Consider the following 22,409-nt stretch of genomic DNA (forward strand, 5'->3'; position numbering starts at 1 on the left):
TATTTAGCACCAAGCGCTAACCAATGCGGAGCGGTAGTTCAGTTGGTTAGAATACCGGCCTGTCACGCCGGGGGTCGCGGGTTCGAGTCCCGTCCGCTCCGCCACTTATTTAAAGAACCTCAGCTGAAAAGCTGAGGTTTTTGCAAATCTAGAGAATAGAAATTCTGCAGGGGTGTAGCTCCAATTGGCAGAGCAGCGGATTCCAAATCCGCGTGTTGGGAGTTCGAATCTCTCCACCCCTGCCATTATTAGAAGCCTCAGTCGAAAGACTGGGGCTTCTGTCGTTTGGATAATAGGAATTTCTTGAGTAGTCGGTGAGATTAGCCAGTGGTTCGTAGGTTTCTACATCAGTAATGAAAATATGCTTACCAAATTGGTTACTTTGTTATCATTAATATCGGTGATATTATCGCCCTACTTGCTTACATAAACGCCATACCGTGATTTACTCAGCTTCCGATCTCATTAACTTTGCTAGCGTCTTAAACAATATTATCTGCAGTGTTGTCGGATGTTTGTTCTTATTACAAATTCGTAGTGGTTTGTCTGGCTATCAGCGACTCTCAGCGTCGTATTTTTTCCTATTTTTTCTGTTGTTAGGTTCTGCTTTTTTTGCAATGGCTATCCGCTCTTGGGTTCCTCTTGGCTACTCTGTATTAATTAATAATGCACTCTATATGAGCGTGGCTTATCTGCTCTTATTTGGCACTCTAAGCTGGTATAAGAAACCAATAAAGTCTTGGCTATGGAAGGTTGCGGTTATCCACGTTCTTGCTTACACGGCTGTTCAGTACGTAATTTACTATAACTGGCCTGGAACCCTTCAGATAAGAGTTCAGTTAGCTTTCTTGAACTTTATTATGGTTTATCTCCCTGCATATTGGGTTTGTTATCGGAATCGACACCTAAACGGAAGGGGCGAGCGCATGTTGGCGCTCTCTGCTGTGGTTTGTATGATTGCCGCCAGTTTCCCCACTATCGCTTTGATTATGACCAACAGTCCTGATTACTATCGTGTGGCCGTTGTTGTTACTCAGAACATTGTATGTTTCTTTTTGCTTGGTTCATTGCTGTCGCTATTTTTATTTAACCAGATAGATTGGCATTATGAGCGCTCTATCCGTGATGAACTGACAGGGTTATACAACAGGCGCTATATCAATGAACGTATTTCTCAATCTTTATCCAATTCTGGCTCTCGAGGTGTTATCGCTGTTGTTGATATCGACCATTTTAAGAAGGTAAATGACTCTTTTGGGCACGATGTTGGTGACAATACGCTTATTGCCGTCTCTAACATCCTTAAGTCATTTATGGGGCAGCAAGACCTGATTGGTCGTTACGGTGGCGAAGAGTTTGTTCTTTTTCTTTCTCAGAGCGATTCTGAGAGTGTTAAAACGCTTTTAGAAGAGATGAGTAAGGCTGTTGAAACCAAAGCATCGGTAATGCTTCCTAACCCCGTTACAATCAGTGTTGGCTACAGCGAAGTGAGCAAAGAAGACACGCTACATAGTTTATTCAGTAAAGCGGATTCAGCGTTGTATATGGCGAAGCGCAACGGCAGAAACTGCATCATTAAAAAATAGGTGTGTGATAGCAATTTAATTACCACTATTGTTTACATTGTGATGAGAATAAGTTTTATTAACGCTTTGTTGTGTTGCTTTACCTGAGGCAGAAATGGATATTACTCGTCGTCGCTTTCTTTCAGTTAGTTCAGCTCTTGGACTATCTACGTTATTACCTGCCTGTTCATTGATTCGAACTGATCACGAAAGATATGTTTATGAACTTACAGCGGAAGCTTCTTCTGCTGAGATCGTTCCGGGTTATATCACTCCTGTTCTTGGCTTCAATGGTTCAATACCCGCTCCGACAATACGCTGTCGTCAGGGGGAAAAAGTGACCATTCGTTTTACCAACAAACTTGATGAACCGACAACAATCCATTGGCATGGCTTGCGTATACCTATTGGTATGGATGGTGTCCCATTTTTAAGCCAGAAGCCGATTATGCCCGGAGAGACGTTCGTTTATGAGTTTACTCCACCGGATGCGGGCTCCTTCTGGTATCACCCTCATATGAACAGCGTAAAACAACTGGGTATGGGGCTGGTTGGTCTTATCGTGGTGGAAGAAGTACAACCAGTCACTTTCGATGAAGAACATGAGTTAGTTCTTAAACATTGGCATCTTGATAAAAAAGGCCAATGGAAGGACTTGATGATTCCACGCTACAGCGCTCGCATGGGTACTCCGGGGGAGTGGGGAACGGTAAATGGTATTCACAATCCTAGTTACGATGTGCAGCAAAATGCCAGTGTCAGATTGAGAATTGCTAATGTCGACAACACGATTACTTATCCAATAGCTGTTGAAGGTGCTGAAGCGTGGGTAGTGGCTATTGATGGTAATCCGATTAAAACGCCTTATCCTTTAAAAGAGCATAAGATTGGGCCGGGAATGAGAGTGGACATCGCTTTTATTGCGCCTAAGGCTGGAAATGTGGTTTACGTGCGCCAGATGAAAGGAAAATTCCCGTTCCCACTGTGCGAATTTAAATGCCAGCAATCAAAGCTCGCCGAAGACAACGAGATCCCAGCTTTACCTCTCAATCCAATTCCTAAGATTGATTTAGCCAATGCACAATCCATAGACTTCGTTTTTGAGTGGGAAGGTGCCGTTGCTCCTGCTGATGAAAGTGGACATGCTGTACCTAATTTTTGGCTGATTAACAAACGAGCTTGGGAAGGAATGAGCGCCAATAATATTCCTGCACCACTCGCTAGTTTAGAACTCGGCAAAACGTATATTTTTAATCTCAAAAATGTCACGCAGTATCATCATCCTATTCACTTGCATGGACATACGTTTACCGTGTTAGAGTTGGATGGCAAACCTGTCGATGCTCCTTTTCATACTGATACAGTATTGCTCGGAAAAAATGGCTCGGCGAAGGCTGCGTTCGTTGCCGACAACCCAGGGCGATGGATGTATCACTGTCATGTGATTGAACACATGAAAACGGGTTTGATGGGATATATCGAAGTTGCTTAAAGTGACTCCTGTAACTTTTTAAAACTATTCAGTTAAAGAGGGTAATTCCTCTTATTATGAGAACATTATTTTCATCATTTTTGACTCTTTTGTGCTCAATAAATCAGTACAATGGCTGAAATGAATTTGGGAGGGTACATGGGACAATTTTCAATTTTGGGTCTTATTGCGATCGGTGGTGCGATCGGTGCGTGTTCTCGATACTTAGTATCAGAAATGTGTGTCACCTTATTCGGACGATCTTTTCCATATGGCACGCTAACTGTTAACGTGGTCGGCTCATTTATTATGGGGCTGCTAATCGCTGCAGTAGAAAATGAGTGGTTGGCTCCTTACCCGTGGCGACAAATTATCGGTTTAGGTTTCCTTGGTGCACTGACCACGTTTTCGACCTTCTCAATGGATAACGTACTTCTTATGCAGCAAGGTGCGTTTGTGAAAATGGGTTTTAACGTGCTACTTAATGTGCTGTTGAGCATTTCAGCTGCCTGGCTTGCTTATCAATGGTTAATAAAAGGTTGATTAAAAACTCTACTTTTGTTCTTGGTTAACTAAGTTTCTTTATCTATAATCGTTTCACTTGTCGGAGTGCCATAAGGCTGAGACCGTTTATTCGGGATCCGTTGAACCTGATCTGGTTAATACCAGCGAAGGGAACAAGAGAAGACCCTCTTTCTAGATTGGTTGGCGATAAGCCCCAAACCTAAGATCCGTCTACTCATCTCTTATTGACACATTTTTCCGCCAAGCATTTATCCCTAAAAACAATACAAGGAAAATGCTATGTCGAGTCGCAAACAAGCGAGACTGGAAGCAAAACAGTTTATCGAGAACCTCTCAGTTCAACCTTATCCAAATTCTAGTAAGACCTATGTCGTTGGCTCTCGTGCCGATTTACGCGTACCGATGCGTGAGATTTCACTTGCTGATAGCTTAATCGGTGGAAGCAAAGAAGCTCCGATATTTGAGCCTAACGAACCTATTTGTGTTTACGATACTTCTGGCGTTTATACCGATCCTGAACATGAAATCGATTTATACAGCGGGTTACCTAAACTAAGAGCTGGCTGGGTTGAAGACCGAAACGATACTGAAATTCTGCAATCGATGAGTTCTGAATACGCTCAAGAGCGTCTATCAGATGAAACATTAGACGAACTGCGCTATGGCAATTTGCCATCGATTCGTCGCGCCAAAGAAGGAAAACGCGTTACTCAGCTGCATTATGCTCGTCAGGGTATTATTACTCCTGAAATGGAGTTTATTGCGCTGAGAGAGAACATGGGTAATCGCCGTTACCAAGATGAACAACTCAACCAGCAGCATTCAGGACAGAGTTTCGGTGCAAATCTGCCTAAAGACATAACGCCTGAGTTTGTGCGCAAAGAAGTGGCTGAAGGGCGCGCGGTGATTCCATGTAATATCAACCACCCAGAAGCTGAACCTATGATTATAGGTCGTAACTTCTTAGTGAAAGTAAACGCCAACATTGGCAATTCGTCAGTGAGCTCTTCAATTGAAGAAGAAGTAGAAAAGCTAGTATGGGCGACGCGTTGGGGTGCTGATACGGTTATGGATCTTTCTACTGGCAGAAATATCCACGAAACACGCGAGTGGATATTACGTAACAGCCCAGTTCCGATTGGTACTGTTCCTATGTATCAAGCTCTGGAAAAGGTAAACGGTGTAGCTGAAAACCTGACTTGGGAAGTGATGCGAGATACCTTACTTGAACAAGCGGAGCAGGGGGTCGATTACTTCACAATTCATGCCGGTTTGCTTCTTCGATACGTACCTATGACTGCTAAACGCGTAACCGGTATTGTCTCCCGTGGTGGCTCAATCATAGCCAAATGGTGTTTGGCTCATCATCAGGAAAACTTCCTTTATACCCACTTCAGAGAGATTTGCGAAATTTGTGCGAAGTATGATGTTTCGCTTTCGTTAGGTGATGGTTTGCGCCCAGGCTCGGTTGCTGATGCGAATGATGAAGCTCAGTTTGCTGAGTTAAGAACACTTGGCGAGTTAACCAAAATCGCTTGGGAATATGATGTTCAGGTTATTATCGAAGGCCCGGGTCATGTTCCGATGCATATGATTAAAGAGAACATGGAAGAGCAGTTGAAGCACTGCCACGAAGCGCCTTTCTATACTCTTGGTCCTCTGACGACAGATATTGCACCTGGCTATGATCATATTACATCTGGTATCGGCGCTGCCATGATTGGTTGGTATGGCTGTGCCATGCTTTGCTATGTCACGCCAAAAGAGCATTTGGGACTTCCTAACAAAGTAGATGTAAAAACAGGGCTTATTACTTACAAGCTTGCTGCTCACGCTGCTGACCTTGCTAAAGGGCACCCAGGCGCTCAAGTCCGCGATAACGCTTTGTCAAAAGCTCGTTTCGAATTCCGTTGGGAAGACCAATTCAACCTGTCTCTCGATCCAGTTACGGCACGAGCCTTCCATGACGAAACACTTCCTCAAGAATCAGGGAAAGTTGCTCATTTCTGTTCTATGTGTGGTCCTAAGTTCTGCTCAATGAAGATCTCACAAGAGGTTAGGGAATACGCGAATAACAAGGAACAAGTTGCCGCTGACCAAGCCATCGAAATCAAAATGCTTGATGACCCACTGCTATTTGAACAAGTAGATCAAGGTATGCGTCAAAAATCTCAGGAGTTTTTGCAGTCAGGTTCTGAGCTTTACCATCCAGCAGTTAAACAGAACTCTGTCGTTACGGAGGAGTAACTTGTGAAGATACTTATCCCATCTCATTGCCTTGAGTTTACGGGAGAAGTTCAACAAGTTTTGCTGCTCGCAGCTGAGCAGGGGTTCAATATCAGTCACATTGAGTTGGGCGTAAGCCCGACCCAATGCATTGAACTTGTTGATACAGAGACTTCTCGTTTATACAGCAATTTATTTGAACTAATTGGCGACGGTGATATAGAGAGTAAACTGACGTTTCTCTACGGGGGGCAACCTCAAGAGATTTGTCTACCTAATGTTGTTCAAATTGGCGTTTCTCATGATGAACGTCTGGTAGATAGCTGGCTTCATTTAGATAAAACAACGCTCTTGATTCATAGTCAGACCTTATCTTCGGATCAATCTTGGCTTCATTTTGCCTGGGTTGTAGCTTCTCTCGCTCTCGATTTCCCTCTGGAAGATGCTCTTGTTTTGAGTCGGGCTGCAATGAATGTTTCACGTGAAACATGGCCAACACAGTTCCAACATTTTCCGTTTATCGAGCAACCTGCAGTTTCCATTGCTCAAACAGGTTTCACCACTCTAGGTAAACAATCATTGGGTCTATACCCAGTCGTTGACAATGTTGAATGGATTGGAAGATTGCTCAAGTTGGGAATTAAAACCATACAACTACGGATTAAACACCCGAATGAGCCAAGTTTAGAACGACAAATCGCTAAAGCTATCCAGTTGGGTAGAGAACACAAGGCACAAGTGTTTATTAATGACTATTGGCAGTTGGCTTTGAAGCACAAAGCTTTTGGTGTTCACCTTGGTCAAGAAGACGTACTAGACGCAGATTTGGAGCTTATCGCAGATAGTGGGGTGGCATTGGGGTTATCCACTCATGGCTATTTTGAGTTGCTACGTATCCATCAGCTATCACCGAGCTACATCGCCCTTGGACATATATTTCCTACCACTACTAAGCGAATGCCATCGAAACCACAAGGCTTAGTACGATTGGGACTTTATCAAAAGCTGCTTGATAGTATGCCTTATGGCAAATCCATCGGAGTACCAAGTGTCGCGATTGGCGGTATTGATTTAGACAATATTCAGCAAGTGCTCGATCAAGGTGTTTCAAGCATTGCTGTGGTCAGAGCGATTACCGAAGCAAAAAATGTGGAAACGAACGTAAAAGAGTTGCAGTCAAAGTTTAGCCGCACCTTGAATGGACAGGTGGTGTTCGATGCTATCTGACAATGCCTTTTTACGATATCAACGCCAAGTTTGCTTGCCTGAGATCGGTGAATCAGGACAACAAAAACTGTGTGACTCTTCTGTACTTATCATCGGCTGCGGAGGCTTAGGTAACTCGGCTGCACTATACCTAGCTGCTGCAGGAGTCGGAAAGCTGGTTCTTTGTGATGATGATGAGGTAGAAGTTTCTAACTTATCTCGTCAAATCGCATTTCGTAATCATCATGTATCAACACCAAAAGTCGAAGCATTAGCGCAACAACTACGAGCTTTAAATCCAGAGTGTCATATTCGAACGGTACAACGACGAGCTGATAAGAATCTGTTGCCTTTAGAAGTGTCGATGGCGGATGTGGTGTTGGATTGTTCGGATAACTTAGAGACTCGACATCTCGTTAATCAGGTGTGTTTTGAGTGTCAGGTTCCACTTATATCCGGTGCCGCAATTGGTTGGAGTGGTCAGGTTATCGCTTTTGATTTTACCGCAGCAAATAAAGCAACTGGCTGCTATGCCTGTATGGTTCCTCGCGACTATACCGATCAAGTGGGGAAATGCAGTGACCTTGGGATTATCGGTCCGGTAGTTGGAACGATTGGCAATCTACAAGCCTTGTTGGCCATTCAATATTTGGCTGAGTTGCCTGAGTTTAAAACTCATCAGTTAATGACATTCGACGCTAAACACCTAGATTGGCAAAAGTGGCAGTTGATGGCAGATCCTGATTGTGAAATCTGCGGAGCCAAAGAAACCACTACTAATAACAACGAGGGGGTGATATGTCCATCACTGTAACCGTTAATGGCGTTGTTCAGCAGATCAATCAGCAAACCACGCTTACTTCTTTGCAACAGCAATTAGATTTACCCGCAGTTGGTTGTGTCTTTGCCATCAATGATCAAATCATCCCTAAAGGCTTGTGGTCATCTCAGGTGCTCAATGAAGGGGACCGAATCTCTCTTTTTCAAGCGATAGCAGGAGGCTAACGTTATGTCGAATAACCGTCTTTCAGGTCAAAATTTACTAACAATTGCGGATAAAACATTTCGCTCAAGGCTACTCACTGGTACTGGCAAGTTTTCTAACCGCGATACTATGACTAAAGCTATTCAAGCTTGCGAATCTGAATTGGTTACTATGGCCCTCAAGCGAGTGAACCTTGAGACTCGTGACGATGATATTTTGTCTCCGCTAATAGAAGCTGGGGTGAATATATTACCAAATACATCAGGTGCTAAGTCAGCAAAAGACGCCATTTTTGCCGCGCATTTGGCTCGTGAAGCACTTGGTACAAATTGGCTTAAATTGGAAATTCATCCAGATCCAAAGTATCTGATGCCAGACCCAGTGGAAACGTTGTTGGCCGCAGAGCAGTTAGTAAAAGATGGCTTTATCGTATTGCCATACTGCCATGCAGATCCTGTACTGTGTAAAAGATTAGAAGAGGTTGGCTGTGCTGCTGTTATGCCGTTGGGGGCGCCTATCGGTACCAACAAGGGATTGGTATCCCGTGAGTTCCTCGAAATTATCATCGACCAGGCGAATGTTCCTGTCATTGTTGATGCTGGAATTGGCGCACCGTCAGACGCTGCATTAGCAATGGAACTAGGGGCGGACGCTGTATTGGTGAATACCGCAATTGCTATTGCGGGTGATCCGATTGCCATGGCCAAAGCATTTAAACTGGCAGTGGAGGCGGGGCGAATTGCTTTTGAAAGTGGATTGGCAGGTCAGGTAAATCACGCTGTAGCGTCAAGTCCGTTTACAGAGTTTCTGGGAGGCGCGTGATGAGCTTTCTGGAGCGATTTAAACAACTCGACTGGGATGATATTAAGCTCTCTATATACAGTAAAACTTCTCAGGATGTCGAACTGGCGTTAAGCAAGTCAAAGCGAAATCTTGAAGATTTTAAAGCGCTAATCTCTCCTGCTGCAGAACCATACTTAGAGCAAATGGCGCAACAGTCTTACTTGAAAACTCGCCAGCGCTTCGGTAATACGATGTCGTTCTATGTTCCGCTCTATCTATCAAATTTATGTTCTAACGATTGTACCTATTGTGGGTTTTCAATGGGTAATCGTATCAAACGTAAAACCTTAACTGATGATGAGATAGAGGCTGAAGTAAAAGCGATTAAAGAAATGGGATTTGATAGTGTTTTGCTGGTCACTGGCGAACATGAAACCAAAGTAGGAATGGATTATTTTCGAAGAACCGTTCCTCTGATCAAGTCTTCATTTAACTATCTGGCTATGGAAGTTCAGCCCCTAGATCAAGCGGAGTATGCGGAACTAAAAACGTTAGGTTTAGATGCAGTCATGGTTTATCAAGAGACCTATCATCCGTCGACTTATAGTAAACATCATTTACGTGGTAAGAAGATGGACTTTCTATATCGCCTAGATACACCGGAGCGTTTAGCCAAAGCGGGTATAGATAAAATTGGGCTAGGGGCGTTGATTGGTTTGGAAGATTGGCGAACGGACTGCTTCCATGTAGCCGCGCATATCGACTATCTGGAAAAAACGTATTGGCAAAGCCGATACTCGATTTCCTTTCCACGATTAAGACCGTGTGCCGGAGCCATGCAGCCGAAATCTGTCATGAGTGATAAGCAGCTTGTGCAGCTCATTTGTGCCTATCGATTATGGAATGGTGAAGTAGAACTCTCTCTATCGACACGTGAGTCTGCTAGTTTTAGAGACAATGTTTCAGTGCTCGGTATCACTAGTATTTCTGCCGCTTCGAAAACTCAACCCGGTGGTTACGCAAATTCTAATGTTGAGTTGGAGCAGTTTGCGATTAGCGACGAACGCTCTGCAAATGATGTGGCTATGGCGATGAAGAGCAAAGGGTTGGAAGCAGTGTGGCAAGATTGGCATTTTGCCTATTCAGGATAAAAGTTCCCACGCACTATTTGACTTGAAAGCTACAGATAAAAAGACGAATAGAGACAAAAGATGTTTCACGTGAAACATAAAAAAGGCGACCATAAAGTCGCCTTTCTCTTATAAATCTGAATCTACTAATCTAAGCAGCTTGCTCTTGCTGATACTTACCAAGTAGAGCGTGGTAGAAATCATGGTCACTTAACGTTCCAACTAACTCTCCATTCTCGATCAGCACAATAGGGTTACCAGTATGGTAGCGAATTTCGATAGCATCACGCATTTCGATATCTGGCGAAGCAACTACAAGTGAATCACTGGTTAATTCTTCGAACTTAGTCTGTTCGTTCCATTCAATCAGCTTCAGTTTTGGCGAAGAAGATACATTCCATTTGTTGTCATTTTTCTCTATCCAAACATCAGCTTGTTGGCATATCTGCCAGCGACCAGATTCTTGCTTAAGCTCATCACAACTGTTCATTAAAGATCGTCCTTTAAGGACATTTAATGGGTTGGTATGAGAAACGAAATCTTGGACGTACTGAGTCTTCGGCTTGAGAACAATCTCTTCTGGTTTGCCATATTGGATCAGCTTTCCTGATTCCATAATGGCGATACGAGATCCAATTTTCAGTGCTTCATCTAAATCGTGGCTAACAAACACAATGGTTTTGTTTAGGCGTTTTTGTAGGCTGAGTAGCTCATCCTGAAGTTGCGATCGAATCAATGGATCAAGCGCAGAGAAGGGTTCATCCATTAACAGAATATCGCTATCCATCGCGAACGCTCGTGCTAAGCCAACGCGTTGTTGCATGCCGCCAGACAGCTCATGTGGAAGCTTATCCTCCCATTCTGCAAGTCCAACCATTTCAAGTTTTTCACGTGCGCGAGCTCGGCGTTCCTTTTTAGCTAGTCCCTGCATTTCAAGACCAAAGGCCACATTGTCCAAAACACTTAGCCAAGGCATGAGCGCAAACTTCTGGAATACCATAGAGACTTTATTGGTGCGTAGTTCTCGCAGAGTTGTTTCATTACATGTGGCTAAATCGATGCTTTGCTCTTTGTCCTGAACCACTAGAGAACCACGAGTAATTGGGTTAAGCCCGTTAATTGCTCGTAGTAAGCTCGATTTTCCGGAACCCGATAACCCCATAAGAACACAGATTTCACCTTGGTTTACATCAAGGCTTACATTATCGACGCCAACAACTAAACCTGTCGCATCGATAATTTCCTGACGAGTTTTACCTTGATCCAGTAGCTCTGTTGCAGCGGCTGTTTGCTCACCAAACACGACGTCCAGATTTTCGATATTAATGGTTTTCATTATGATACCTCTTTGCTGTTTGGTGCTTTACACAGTCGATCCAAAATGATGGCGACGAGTACAATCGCTAAACCCGCTTCGAAACCTTGCGAAATGTTTACCGTGTTTAATGCGCGAACAACTGGCTTACCTAAGCCATCTGCGCCGACTAAGGCTGCAATCACAACCATCGACAGTGATAGCATGATGCATTGGGTAATACCCGCCATGATGCTTGGCAGAGCAGCTGGAAGTTCGACTTTGTAGAGCAGTTTTGTACGGTTAGCACCAAACGCTTTACCGGCTTCAATCAGTTCTTCCGGTACACGGGTAACACCCAAGTAAGTCAAACGAATCGGCGCTGCAATGGCAAAGATGATGGTAGAAATCAGTCCCGGAACGACACCTAAACCGAACAATACCAGTGTGGGGATCAGATAGACGAAAGTAGGAACTGTCTGCATCAAATCCAAAATAGGACGCATCAGGGTGTAAACCCATGGACGATGTGCCGCCATGATTCCGAGTGGGACGCCAATTAATACGGAAATCGTTGTCGCGGAGAAAACCATAACAAAGGTTTCCAGCATTTCTTGCCAGTAGCCAAGGTTTAAGATCAGCAACAGGGCTGCGATGATAAACACAACTAACGAAACACTGCGGTGCAACCACCACGCAATAGCGGCGGTTAAAAGAATAGGAGCGGCTGGTGGCATCCATTTAAAGACATCAACCAACAACATAATGATGCTTTCAAGTAAGAATGAAATGGTATCAAAGAAACCAGAGGCATTAATGGTGAGCCAGTCGACCCCGGTTTCCATCCAACTTCCTAATGGGATTTTATGCTCAGTAATAATGTTCACGAGAATTCCTTATTTAGTGGCAGGGCATTTAGCCCCGCCAACCAGTTTGTTAAGCGTCTTTGTTCAAATATGCGGTTACCGCTTCTATCGCTGGTTTACCGTCTTTAGTGGTGACTTTCTGTAACCACTGTTCGATAGCTTGTGGGTTAGCACGCAGCCATTCCTGAGCCGCTTTTGATGGCTGTTTCTTTTCGTTAAGAATGGCTTCCATCAGAACGTTTTCCATATCAAGGCTGAATGACAGGTTGTGAAGTAACTGACCCACGTTCGGGCACTGTGCTACGTAATCTTTGCGTACGTTGGTATAAACGTTCGCACCGCCATAGTTAGGGCCGAAGTAGTCATCACCACCCGCAAGATATTCCATCTCAACATTGCTGTTCATTGGGTGTGGTGCCCAACCGAGGAATGCAATCCATTCGTTGCGGCGAACGGCACGCTTAACCTGAGAAACCATGCCCGCTTCACTCGACTCAACCAGTTTGAAACCTTTAAGGTCGAATGCGTTGCTATCAATCATTGATTGAATGAGTCGGTTACCATCGTTACCAGGTTCAATACCGTAAATTCGGTCTTTGAATTGATCAGCATGCTTTGCAATGTCGGCAAATGACGTTACGCCTGCGTCATAAACATATTTAGGGACGGCTAGGGTGTATTTCGCGCCTTCAAGGTTGGCGCGAATAGTTTCGACCGTTCCTGCATCACGATACTTGGCAATATCGCCTTCCATTGTTGGCATCCAGTTACCTAGAAAAACGTCGATATCGCCATTGGCCATAGAGGAGTAGGTAACCGGTACTGAAAGTAGGTCAGTCTTGGTTTGGTAGCCCAAACCTTTTAACAGTTCGGTTGTGACAGAGGTAGTTGCTGTGATGTCTGTCCAGCCGACATCAGCGAAACGAACTGTTTCACAAGTGTTTGCATAGGTGTTGAACGACAGCATAGTTGCTGCTGCAAGAGTGATGACTTTACGCATGTTTTATTTCCTTATTGATCTTTCATTTCCGAAGATTGAAGGGAGTCCAATGAGCGTCGTGGTGCGTTTTCGCGCTGGTCTTGTTGCCAGTTCTCTGCGATCCACACGGGTGCTTGCTCACGAGGAAGAAGAGTTTTACCTAAGATGATGTCTGCCGCTCGCTCAGCAACCATGATGGTTGGAGCGTTAAGGTTACCGTTAGGAATGGTTGGGAAAATCGATGAGTCCACCACTCGCAGTGATTGAACACCGCGTACGCGACATTCGTTGTCGAGAACTGCCATTGGGTCGTCGTCTGCGCCCATTTTGCAGCTACAAGAGGGGTGGTAAGCACTTTCTACATTCTGCTTAACCCACTCATCGATCTCTTCATCTGAAGAGATATGGAACCCCGGTTGAATTTCATCGCCACGGTATTTATCTAACGCAGGTTGAGCCAAGATCTCGCGGGTTAAGCGGATACAGTCACGCCAATCCTGAATATCTTGCTGCTCTGATAAATAACGGAACAAAATGCCTGGCTTGTCTGCTGGGTCATTTGAACGAATCCAGACCTGACCGCGACTCAGTGGTTTGTTCGGACCAACGTGTACTTGGAAACCGTGTCCGTCAAACGCTGTACGACCATCATACCGCATGGCTGCTGGTAAGAAGTGGTATTGAATGTTTGGCCACTTTAAGCCTGCGCGAGAGCGTATGAACGCACAAGATTCAAAATGATTTGTCGCACCAAGGCCACGCTTGGTAAGCAGCCATTCAGCGCCTATCATCCCTTTACTGATAAGGCCTAGCTTGCTGTTTAATGTGATAGGCTCTTCGCAGCGATACTGGAAGTAGACTTCCAAGTGATCCTGCAGATTCTGACCTACACCGGGTAGTTCATGTTTTACTTCGACACCCGCGTTTTCCAGTACATCGCGAGGGCCAATACCAGATAACTGTAACAACTGTACTGAGCCAATAGAGCCAGCACTAGAAATCACTTCTTTGTTTGAAAATACGGTTTCGACCTGACCTTTATGTTCAAACTCCACACCTACTGCTTTACTGTTTTCGATAACAATTTTACGTGTCAGTACATTTTTAAGCAGAGTCAGGTTTGGGCGTTTCAAAGCTCGGCGCAGGTACGCGTTCGAAGTTGAAGCTCGAACGCCCTTATCCACCGTCATATGCATCGGGCCGAAGCCTTCTTGTTGGTAACCGTTGTAATCGTTTGTCGTTGGATAACCGGCTTCTTCTCCGGCATCAATAAATGCCTGATAGAGCGGGTTCAGTTCCATATCGTTACCGTTACAAGTGGCTAACGGACCTTGATCGCCACGGTACTGATCGCCGCCATGAATCCAGCTTTCGGCTTTCTTGAAGTAAGGTAAGCAAGATGCGTAATCCCAGCCGTTAGCGCCGTGTTGTTGCCATTCATCAAAGTCGCAAGCATGCCCACGAACGTAAACCATACCGTTGATTGATGAACTACCACCGAGCACTTTTCCTCGAGGGCAGTGCAGTTGGCGACCATCTAATCCCGGTTCTTCTACAGATTCAAATTGCCATGCATACTTAGGTGTATTCATAGGGTATGAGAGAGCAGTTGGCATTTGGATGAAAATGCTTTTATCGCTGCCACCGGCTTCCAGTAACAAAACAGAATGCTCGCCACTTTCAGTTAGGCGATCAGCTAAAACGCAGCCTGCAGAACCAGCACCGATAACAATATAATCAAAGTGTTGTTTCATCATTCTTCCTTACTCGTAAGCTCCAACATAGTCATCCAGCTCAATCAGGATGCTTTTTGTTTGTGTGTAGTGGCTTAAGGTTTCGATGCCGTTCTCACGGCCAACGCCAGAGAGTTTGTAGCCACCGACAGGCATAGGCGCAGGAGAATCACCCCAAGTATTAATCCAGCAGATACCCGCTTGCAGCTGGTGGATTACTCGGTGTGCACGGGAGATATTCTGTGTAAATACGCCAGCAGCAAGACCATAGTTGGTCGCGTTTGCTCGCTTAATCGCTTCGTCTTCATCGCTAAACTTAATCACCGCCATAACCGGACCGAAGATTTCCTTCTGGACGAAATCCATATCGTCTTGGCAATCAACAAACACGGTGGGAGCAACAAAGTTACCTTTGGCTAACTCACCTTCAGTGACTTGATAGCCGCCGGTTAACAATTTAGCGCCGCTGTTCTTTGCGCTTTCGATGGCTTCAAGAACCTTCACTAAATGCTCTTTAGAGATAAGTGCACCCACTTGAGTGTTCGGATCTTGGGGATCGCCTACGATCAGTTTTTCCGTACGTGCTTTTAGCTGAGAGATGAAGTCTTCATAGATATTTTCATGAACGAAAACACGAGTACCGTTAGTACACACTTCGCCTTGGGTGTAGAAGTTAGCGGTCATTGCACCTGATACGGCTTGGTCTAACTTTGCGTCTTCAAAAATAATCAGGGGAGATTTACCGCCCAGCTCCATAGTGACGGATTTCAGACTTTGAGCGCTGGCAGACATTACCGCTTTACCAGTACCCGTTTCACCGGTGAATGATACTTTTGCGATGTCTGGGTGAGCTGTCAGCATTTGGCCAACACGACCATCACCTTGAACAACGTTAAATACGCCATCAGGTACGCCCGCTTCAGTAAAGATTTCAGCCAGCTTGAGTGCGGTCAGCGGTGTCTCTTCTGAAGGTTTGAAGATCATAGCGTTACCTGCAGCAAGAGCGGGCGCTGACTTCCACATGGCAATCTGAATTGGGTAGTTCCAAGCGCCGATACCAGCACAAATGCCTAGTGGTTCTTTACGTGTATAAAAGAACTGGCTCTCGGAAAGCGATTGTTGTTCGCCCTGAATAGCAGGTGCAAGACCAGCAAAGTATTCGATAACATCTGCGCCAGTCACAATATCAACGCAATTGGCTTCTTGGATTGGTTTACCGGTATCCAATACCTCTAGAAGTGCCAGTTCATCGTTTCGTCCTCTAAGGATTTTCACCGCTTTTAGCAGAATTCGGCTACGTTCTACGGCTGTCATTGCCGACCAAACAGCAAAGCCACGCTTGGCAGAATCTACCGCTGCCTGAACATCTTGTTCACTAGCCTGACCAAGAGTGGCCAGAGGTTCACCGGTTGCTGGGTTATAGCTAATAAAAGTTTCGCCCGATGACGCCTGTTGATAACGACCATCGATATAAAGTGATGCTTTTTCCATTTGAAGACCTAACGAGTTGTCAGCGCGTGTTGCGCCAGTTGTAGTTCTAAGTAATCGCCAATTAATGCACGCGCCTGTTGAGCGTTGATACCTTCTTGGTTCATTGCGCCGCGTAGCCAAAGACCGTCAATCAGTGCGGCAATACCTTGTGCAACCTGCTTAACCTGTTGATGAGGTAATAGGGCTTTGAGTTCGATTGTGAGGTGAGAGAGGAGTCGCTTTTCGTTCACGCGTTGCAAGCGGTGAAGTTGCGAGTCATGCATTGAGTAAGACCAAAATGCCAACCATGTTTTTGCAACCTTGTTGGAAGCTTGGAAATCGGAGAAGTTGGCTTCAACAATTGCATGGATACGCTTTTGATGTTGATGCTTAGGAATGGCGGACAGCAATTGCATTACCGTTTCAGAGTGCTCGCGCAAGATTGCGCGCATGGTTTCTTCGAGCAAGCCATGTTTACCGCCAAAGTAGTGATTGATGATGCCTGTGGATACACCTGCTTCGCGACTAATTAATGCGATGCTTGCTGCGTGTAAACCGACACGTTCAATCACTGTCATAGTGGCATTGACGAGTTGTGGTTTGCGTATGCTAGGCATTCCAACTTTAGGCACAATCACTCCTTAATTTTTTTAATTGAACGATTAGTTAAATATAAGTTAAACAAAATAATCGTTAGATCTCAAATTAAATTGTGAGGGCTTTTGTATGTTTTTGTTTTGTTTTTGTGTTTAATTTAATTAAAATCAGTTATTTATATAATTTAAAAAATAATTAAATGATTAGAGTAAGATTGTTTCGTTGATTAACGAGTTAGAAATAAAAAATCCCTTAGTGATTTCTCACTAAGGGATTGATTTAAAAGTAAATGAATTGTTATTAATGGGCGATTGGCTGAGTTGCCTGTTTTAGCCACTGCTTAACATCACCTTCAACTAGAGGGCTAACGTCATCCCACACTTTTTGGTGGTAGTCATTCAGCCAGTTAAGTTCAGGTTTTGTCAGCATGTTGACATTGATAGCGCGAACATCAATAGGGCAGCGAGTGAGTGATTCGAAGCCATGAACATGGAAGTCGCCTTGGGTTTCGACTTCTACAACCAATTCTAAGTTTTCGATACGAATACCAAAGCCGTCAGCTCGGTAGTAACCCGGTTCGTTCGACAACACCATGCCAGGTAGCAAGGCAACGTTGTTAAACACTTTACTAATACGTTGAGGCCCTTCGTGAACACTGAGGAAGTGACCAACACCGTGACCTGTACCGTGATCATAATCGTAGCCGTTTGCCCATAAATGTTGGCGGGCTAAAACATCAAGTTGGTGGCCACAAGTGCCTTTCGGGAATCGAGCTTTAGCCAAAGCAATATGACCTTTTAGAACTAAGGTGAACTGTTGCTTAATTTCGTCACTGACTTCACCAATCGCAATGGTACGGGTTATGTCGGTTGTACCATCAGTATATTGGCCACCTGAATCAACAAGGTATAGCGTGTTCATTTCTAGCTTACCTGGCTCTGGTTGGTTCATGTGGTTGTAGTGACACATAGCCGCATTCGTGGTTGCTGCTGAAATGGTGTCAAAGCTCAGGTCTGCTAATGTTGGATCAAGCTCGCGGAATGCTTGAAGCTTATCAGCCAGTTGCGCTTCGTTATGCAGTTTGCCAGCCGCCACTTCGCTGTCTAGCCAAGATAGGAATTTCGCCATTGCAGCACCATCGCGAACATGACACGCTTTCATGCCTTTAATTTCAGTCGCGTTTTTGGCGGCTTTTGGTAACAAGCAAGGATCGGCGTCTTTAATGAGTTCAGCGTTGACATTCTGCAGTGTCAGTGTGAACCAAGCGTTGCTGGTGGCTGGGTCTACAATCACTTTCTTACCTGAAAGTTTCTCAAGTTCTGTTTGCAGCGTATCTGGATGATGAACTCGTACACCTGCACCAACGTGATTCTCAAAGCGTTCGGCTAATCGAGCTGGGTCGAGGAAGAAGTCGACACTTGCGTCAGAATGAACAATGGCGTGCGATAGCAACACTGGTAAGCGTGATACGTCTAGACCACGAATATTCAACAGCCAACAGATAGAGTCTAATTCTGTCAGCACTGCGCTATCTGCTTTTTTAGAACGCAAGATGTCTGCAATACGCTGACGTTTCGTCGCGCTGTTGACACCAACCAGCTCATCACTCATTAAACGCATGTCAGAGACAACAGGAGCAGGGCGATCATGCCAAAGTTGGTCGATAGCATTGCCTTCGGTCGCAACTAATTCTAGTTCGCCAGCAAGTTTGCTTTGAGTTGCCGTTAACCAACTCGCACGGTGCATTCTTGGGTCGTAGCCCACTTTGCTACCTGTAGGCAAATGACTTTGTAGCCAATCTAAATACGGTTCTTCAATCAGATGACGGTACTCAAACAGTTCTTGTGGAACCTGCTTGCGAACCTGAACGGTATAGCGGCCATCAACAAAAATTGCTGCCGAGGTTTGAGTAATCACAGCGGCACCCGCTGAACCAGTAAATCCAGTTAACCAATGTAATCGTTCGTTGTGTTCTGGTACGTATTCGCCAAGATACTCATCTTCATGAGGAATAATGAGTGCGTCTAAACCGTTACGTGTTAACCAGTTACGAAGTTCCGTTACACGCTGGGAGATGGATTGGTACATCTTGCTATTCTCCTAATAATTGTCCTTTTGTTCAGCTGATGCCGATATATCCGTTCTCTTGATATACCCACTTTGCCTATCTATGTAGTGCAGGACGTGAACCGATAAGCTACTCGTTTTGTAGTGAGTGTGCAAATGTGCTGAACTTAATCTTATCAATAGTGTTATAGGGCATTTGTTTAACGCAAATGTAAGGTTTTCGTCTGAATGATTTGCCTTAACCAAGAGAGTGCTGGGTCGTTTTCTCTGTCTCTGTGCCAGAACAGCGTATAAGCCATTGGAGGGAACTCAAGAGGCAGTGGCAGCACCACCAAATCGAGATGTTTGGCGACCAGATGCGTAAAATGGCTCGGCGCGGTAAACACAAAGTCTGTGTAGCTGCATAAACTGGCGGCACTGTTAAAGTCGGGGACGGTAATCGCAATATCACGCTGATAACCTAAGTCAGCCAAGCGGTAGTCCAGCAGCCAGCGGTCACTGCCGTCACAGCGAACTTGTACATGTCGAAGGGTTAGATAGCGTTCCAAATTCCATGGCTGCTTTAGAACAGGGTGATCTCGTCGAACGACACACATTTGTGAATCGCGATAGATCTCTTGTTCGCAGATATCCTTTGGTGGAAGCATGGTTAACTTCGCATCGTTGATATCGATGTCTTTACCTGTGATACCAATATCCAGCTCGCCCATTTGCAGCTTTTTAAAGGTTTGGTCTGTCCAAGAGTGGGTACTGATATTGAGATTTGGGCCCTGCATGAATATCGCTGGTAAAAAGTGGGGAAGAATTAATGGGTAGACACTTTCGACAGCCGCAATATGGAATCGGTACTCACTCGACTGAGGATAAAACTGCTCTGGCTGAGTAATCAGTTCTAGCTGATCAACCAAGGTTTCCAATTTAGGCTTTAAAAACAACATTTTTGGTGTCGGTTTTAGGCCATGGGAGGTTCGGATGAAAAGTGGATCATCGAATTGTTCGCGTAGTTTCGCCAGCGACTTACTGACCGCAGACTGACTCAGATGCAGCCGGCTCGAAGCGCGTGTAACGCTGAGTTCCTCTCCAAGAACTTGTAAACAAACAAGCAAGTTAAGGTCAATTCGCGCTAATTTATCAATGTTCATGTGATTTTCCATTGAGGAATATTACTGATGATTATAAGCCATTTGTTCGAATAACAGCATTCTTCTATCATGCACGCTCTTTATTATTCAATTTTTGGAACCTATTTTGAGCGTAACTTCTTCTGTGAAAGAGTCTTCTGTGCAAAGCAAACAGCAAATGATTCTACTGACTTTGTTGGTACTGTTTAGTCCGTTGGCAATCGATATTTACTTGCCTGCGTTGCCACAAATCTCGCAAGCGTTTCACGTGGAACATGCCTTAGCTCAAGATACGATTACTTGGTTCTTATTTGCTATGGGTGTCGGGCAACTGTTTGCTGGCCCTTTGGCGGATAAACTCGGACGTCGAACTGTTGCATTGGCTGGCGTTAGCATCTACATCTTGAGCGCTTTATTGGCGTGGGGCGCTCAGAGTATTGAGTGGATGCTAATGTCTCGTTTGCTACAAGGATTGGGTGCGTGTGCAACGTCTGTAGCAGCCTTTGCGACGGTTCGCGATATCTTTGGCCCTGAGCGCAGTGGCAAGATGATCAGCTACCTCAATGGTGCAATTTGCTTTATTCCGGCTTTAGCGCCAATTCTGGGAAGCTGGTTAACACAGCAATTTGGCTGGCGTTCTAACTTCAGCTTTATGGCAGGCTTTGGTGTATTTGTTGGATTCTGGTTGTTGATTCGTATGAAAGAGACCAATCCAAGTACTGAAAAGCAAGCCGTGTTTAAGCTGTCGCGTTACTGGTCTGTGTTAAAAGTCCCTTCATTTTTGTTCCATGCTTCGCTTTGTATGCTGGCGATGGCGGTTATCTTGGCTTATGTCACTTCAGCCCCTGTGGTTCTAATGGAAAACTTAGGCTTAACCATGAATGAGTTTACTTTCTGGTTTGGCATTAACGCTGTGGTTAACATCGCGGCTTGTTTATCTGCTCCTAAGCTGATGGACAAATGGGGAACACATAAAATTCTGTTCTCTGGAATTGTGATGTTATTAGTGGCTGGTGGCCTGATGGTTGGAATGAAGTCTCAAGGCACGGCTTTAGCCTTTATGCTGCCAATCTTCTTCTCATCGGTAGGTTTTGCTTGGATTCTGGGTTCAGCTGCGGGTAAAGCACTGGCTCCGTTTGGCGACAAAGCGGGCACAGCCGCTGCACTGTTGGGTTTGTTCCAGATGAGTGGTGCTGGTCTTGTGGTAGGCACACTACAACGCTTAGATCTTGAACCGCAGATGATGATTGCACTTCAAATGTGGATTGTTGCCCCTGCGCTGATTATTTTGTTGTCTAAAGCAGGCAAAGAGTGGCATCGCTTAGCATTTCAGTGATGTGGTTGGCAGGAACAGGAAATAGCAACGCCCCTTACTCATTTGAATAGTGAAGAGTTGCAAGGTTTTGTAAATACTCTGAAGTGCTATTTTCTAATCAGGGTAACAGGTGTATATTATTCCGCTCACTATCATTAGAAATAGCGTCTTGGAATCGAAATACAGTGTCCCTAACTACCTATGAAATGGCTCGTATTCTCGAGCAGTTAGAAGAATCACCTGAAAAAGTGATGTTTGGTAAGTTACTTAATGAGTTAGGTAATCAAAGCAGTGAGCGTGTACGTAGTGCTGCTAAACAAGTCCCACTACCAGTTCTGCGCGATCTCGTTTATCAATTTCAACAAGTGATAGATTCGCGTAAAGGCGAGCAAGTCGATTTGCTGGCTAAGCAATTAGCGCAACAAGGTATCTCAGCAGAAGAGCTGATGAACTACCTGAAAAAATAATTGATGCTATAACAAGAACCCAAGTTTGAAACTTGGGTTTTTTTGTCTTTTCTGCTTTTTGAACTTGCTATCTTTTAGCGTCGATTTAAGGAATCACATTGCGGTTGATAGGGTTCTGTAGCGAGATCAGTGTCTCTGTCGACTGAACTTCGTCAATCGCCTGCAACTTGTCGATCAATACAAACTGCAGTTCTTCAATTGAACGGCACATCAACTTAACGAAAATACTGTAAGCACCGGTGGTGTAGTAAGCTTCAACCACTTCATCAAGAGCATTGAGCTTTTCCAGTGCAGAATGGTAATCACGCGCGGCTTTCAGGTTAATACCAATAAAACAGCACACGTCATAGCCGAGCTTCTTGGTATTCACGACAACTTCTGTGCCTTGAATGATATCCGCAGCTTTCATTTTTTCGATGCGTACGTGAATAGTGGCAGGGCTGACATTAAATTGCTTCGCCATTTCTGCATAGGGCGTACGTGCATCATCCATTAAGATTTTCAGAATAGCGCGATCAAGCTCGTCGAGCTTTGTAGAGGCGACTTGCATACAGGTTCCTAGTTCACTTATTCAACGAAGATTCTTCCGCATCTTATCACACTGAAACC

20 protein-coding genes, 2 tRNA genes and 1 riboswitch are annotated in these 22,409 nt (G+C 44.8%); of the genes, 13 read left to right on the plus strand and 9 right to left on the minus strand.

What is annotated here, in order from left to right; all coding sequences use genetic code 11:
* Positions 1 to 27 precede the first annotated feature (27 nt).
* The 11 genes from HKI82_RS15320 to thiH all read left to right on the plus strand — a co-directional run bounded on the left by HKI82_RS15320 (position 28) and on the right by thiH (position 9,912).
* Positions 28 to 104, plus strand: a tRNA-Asp gene (locus tag HKI82_RS15320).
* 64 nt (positions 105 to 168) lie between these two features.
* Positions 169 to 245: transfer RNA gene (locus HKI82_RS15325), tRNA-Trp, on the plus strand.
* Positions 246 to 926: 681 nt separating this feature from the next.
* Positions 927 to 1,586: a GGDEF domain-containing protein gene (locus HKI82_RS20535; RefSeq protein WP_240956734.1), complete on the plus strand. Its 660-nt coding sequence runs from the start codon at positions 927 to 929 to the stop codon at positions 1,584 to 1,586.
* 94 nt (positions 1,587 to 1,680) lie between these two features.
* Positions 1,681 to 3,057, plus strand: coding sequence for a multicopper oxidase family protein (locus HKI82_RS15335; protein ID WP_171138457.1), 1,377 nt, complete (start codon positions 1,681 to 1,683; stop codon positions 3,055 to 3,057).
* Positions 3,058 to 3,195: 138 nt separating this feature from the next.
* Positions 3,196 to 3,579, plus strand: coding sequence for a fluoride efflux transporter CrcB (gene crcB, locus HKI82_RS15340; protein WP_102954552.1), 384 nt, complete (start codon positions 3,196 to 3,198; stop codon positions 3,577 to 3,579).
* A 52-nt stretch (positions 3,580 to 3,631) separates the two neighbouring features.
* A riboswitch (TPP riboswitch) is annotated at positions 3,632 to 3,730 on the plus strand.
* A 110-nt stretch (positions 3,731 to 3,840) separates the two neighbouring features.
* Positions 3,841 to 5,808 carry a phosphomethylpyrimidine synthase ThiC gene (gene thiC / locus HKI82_RS15345; protein ID WP_171138458.1) on the plus strand — a complete coding sequence of 656 codons (1,968 nt, stop codon included), beginning with the start codon at positions 3,841 to 3,843 and terminating at the stop codon, positions 5,806 to 5,808.
* Between the two features lie 3 nt (positions 5,809 to 5,811).
* Complete coding sequence (thiE, locus tag HKI82_RS15350; RefSeq protein WP_171138459.1) at positions 5,812 to 7,014, plus strand: thiamine phosphate synthase; 1,203 nt, start codon at positions 5,812 to 5,814, stop codon at positions 7,012 to 7,014.
* Entirely contained in the window at positions 7,004 to 7,807 is an 804-nt protein-coding gene (locus HKI82_RS15355) for a HesA/MoeB/ThiF family protein (protein WP_171138460.1), read from the plus strand. The genes thiE and HKI82_RS15355 overlap by 11 nt, the downstream gene beginning before the upstream one ends.
* Positions 7,792 to 7,998 carry a sulfur carrier protein ThiS gene (gene thiS, locus HKI82_RS15360; RefSeq protein ID WP_171138461.1) on the plus strand — a complete coding sequence of 69 codons (207 nt, stop codon included), beginning with the start codon at positions 7,792 to 7,794 and terminating at the stop codon, positions 7,996 to 7,998. The genes HKI82_RS15355 and thiS overlap by 16 nt, the downstream gene beginning before the upstream one ends.
* Before the next feature lie 4 nt (positions 7,999 to 8,002).
* On the plus strand, positions 8,003 to 8,800 hold the full coding sequence (locus HKI82_RS15365; RefSeq protein ID WP_171138462.1) for a thiazole synthase: 798 nt from the start codon (positions 8,003 to 8,005) through the stop codon (positions 8,798 to 8,800).
* Positions 8,800 to 9,912 (plus strand): 2-iminoacetate synthase ThiH, encoded by a 1,113-nt coding sequence (thiH, locus tag HKI82_RS15370; RefSeq protein ID WP_171138463.1) that lies wholly within the window; start codon positions 8,800 to 8,802, stop codon positions 9,910 to 9,912. The genes HKI82_RS15365 and thiH overlap by 1 nt, the downstream gene beginning before the upstream one ends.
* A gap of 130 nt (positions 9,913 to 10,042) precedes the next feature.
* On the opposite strand, the gene choV is transcribed toward thiH, so the two are convergent.
* The 8 genes from choV to HKI82_RS15410 form a co-directional block, all read right to left on the minus strand.
* Positions 10,043 to 11,227, minus strand: coding sequence for a choline ABC transporter ATP-binding protein (gene choV / locus HKI82_RS15375; protein ID WP_171138464.1), 1,185 nt, complete (start codon positions 11,225 to 11,227; stop codon positions 10,043 to 10,045).
* The gene (choW, locus tag HKI82_RS15380; protein ID WP_042490103.1) at positions 11,227 to 12,072 is read right to left on the minus strand and encodes a choline ABC transporter permease subunit; all 846 of its coding nucleotides are present in this window, start codon (positions 12,070 to 12,072) and stop codon (positions 11,227 to 11,229) included. Before choW ends, choV begins: the two co-directional genes overlap by 1 nt.
* Before the next feature lie 49 nt (positions 12,073 to 12,121).
* Positions 12,122 to 13,051 (minus strand): choline ABC transporter substrate-binding protein, encoded by a 930-nt coding sequence (locus HKI82_RS15385; protein WP_171138465.1) that lies wholly within the window; start codon positions 13,049 to 13,051, stop codon positions 12,122 to 12,124.
* A gap of 11 nt (positions 13,052 to 13,062) precedes the next feature.
* The gene (gene betA / locus HKI82_RS15390; protein ID WP_171138466.1) at positions 13,063 to 14,784 is read right to left on the minus strand and encodes a choline dehydrogenase; all 1,722 of its coding nucleotides are present in this window, start codon (positions 14,782 to 14,784) and stop codon (positions 13,063 to 13,065) included.
* Positions 14,785 to 14,793: 9 nt separating this feature from the next.
* Positions 14,794 to 16,254: a betaine-aldehyde dehydrogenase gene (betB, locus tag HKI82_RS15395; protein ID WP_171138467.1), complete on the minus strand. Its 1,461-nt coding sequence runs from the start codon at positions 16,252 to 16,254 to the stop codon at positions 14,794 to 14,796.
* Between the two features lie 8 nt (positions 16,255 to 16,262).
* A complete protein-coding gene (gene betI, locus HKI82_RS15400; protein WP_042490095.1) occupies positions 16,263 to 16,865 on the minus strand; it encodes a transcriptional regulator BetI in 603 nt (200 codons plus the stop codon).
* 265 nt (positions 16,866 to 17,130) lie between these two features.
* Positions 17,131 to 18,918 (minus strand): aminopeptidase P family protein, encoded by a 1,788-nt coding sequence (locus HKI82_RS15405; protein ID WP_171138468.1) that lies wholly within the window; start codon positions 18,916 to 18,918, stop codon positions 17,131 to 17,133.
* Positions 18,919 to 19,097: 179 nt separating this feature from the next.
* Entirely contained in the window at positions 19,098 to 20,039 is a 942-nt protein-coding gene (locus HKI82_RS15410) for a LysR substrate-binding domain-containing protein (protein ID WP_171138469.1), read from the minus strand.
* A 157-nt stretch (positions 20,040 to 20,196) separates the two neighbouring features.
* Here HKI82_RS15410 and HKI82_RS15415 point away from each other — a divergent pair, with 157 nt between their 5' ends.
* Both HKI82_RS15415 and tsrA read left to right on the plus strand, forming a co-directional pair.
* Positions 20,197 to 21,354: a multidrug effflux MFS transporter gene (locus HKI82_RS15415; RefSeq protein WP_102969536.1), complete on the plus strand. Its 1,158-nt coding sequence runs from the start codon at positions 20,197 to 20,199 to the stop codon at positions 21,352 to 21,354.
* A gap of 164 nt (positions 21,355 to 21,518) precedes the next feature.
* On the plus strand, positions 21,519 to 21,800 hold the full coding sequence (gene tsrA / locus HKI82_RS15420) for an H-NS-like global regulator TsrA (RefSeq protein ID WP_042490086.1): 282 nt from the start codon (positions 21,519 to 21,521) through the stop codon (positions 21,798 to 21,800).
* Positions 21,801 to 21,885: 85 nt separating this feature from the next.
* On the opposite strand, the gene asnC is transcribed toward tsrA, so the two are convergent.
* Positions 21,886 to 22,350, minus strand: a complete 465-nt coding sequence (gene asnC, locus HKI82_RS15425) for a transcriptional regulator AsnC (RefSeq protein ID WP_042490084.1) — start codon at positions 22,348 to 22,350, stop codon at positions 21,886 to 21,888.
* Between the last annotated feature and the right edge of the window lie 59 nt (positions 22,351 to 22,409).

The organism is Vibrio plantisponsor (assembly GCF_013041605.1).
GTDB lineage: Bacteria > Pseudomonadota > Gammaproteobacteria > Enterobacterales > Vibrionaceae > Vibrio > Vibrio plantisponsor.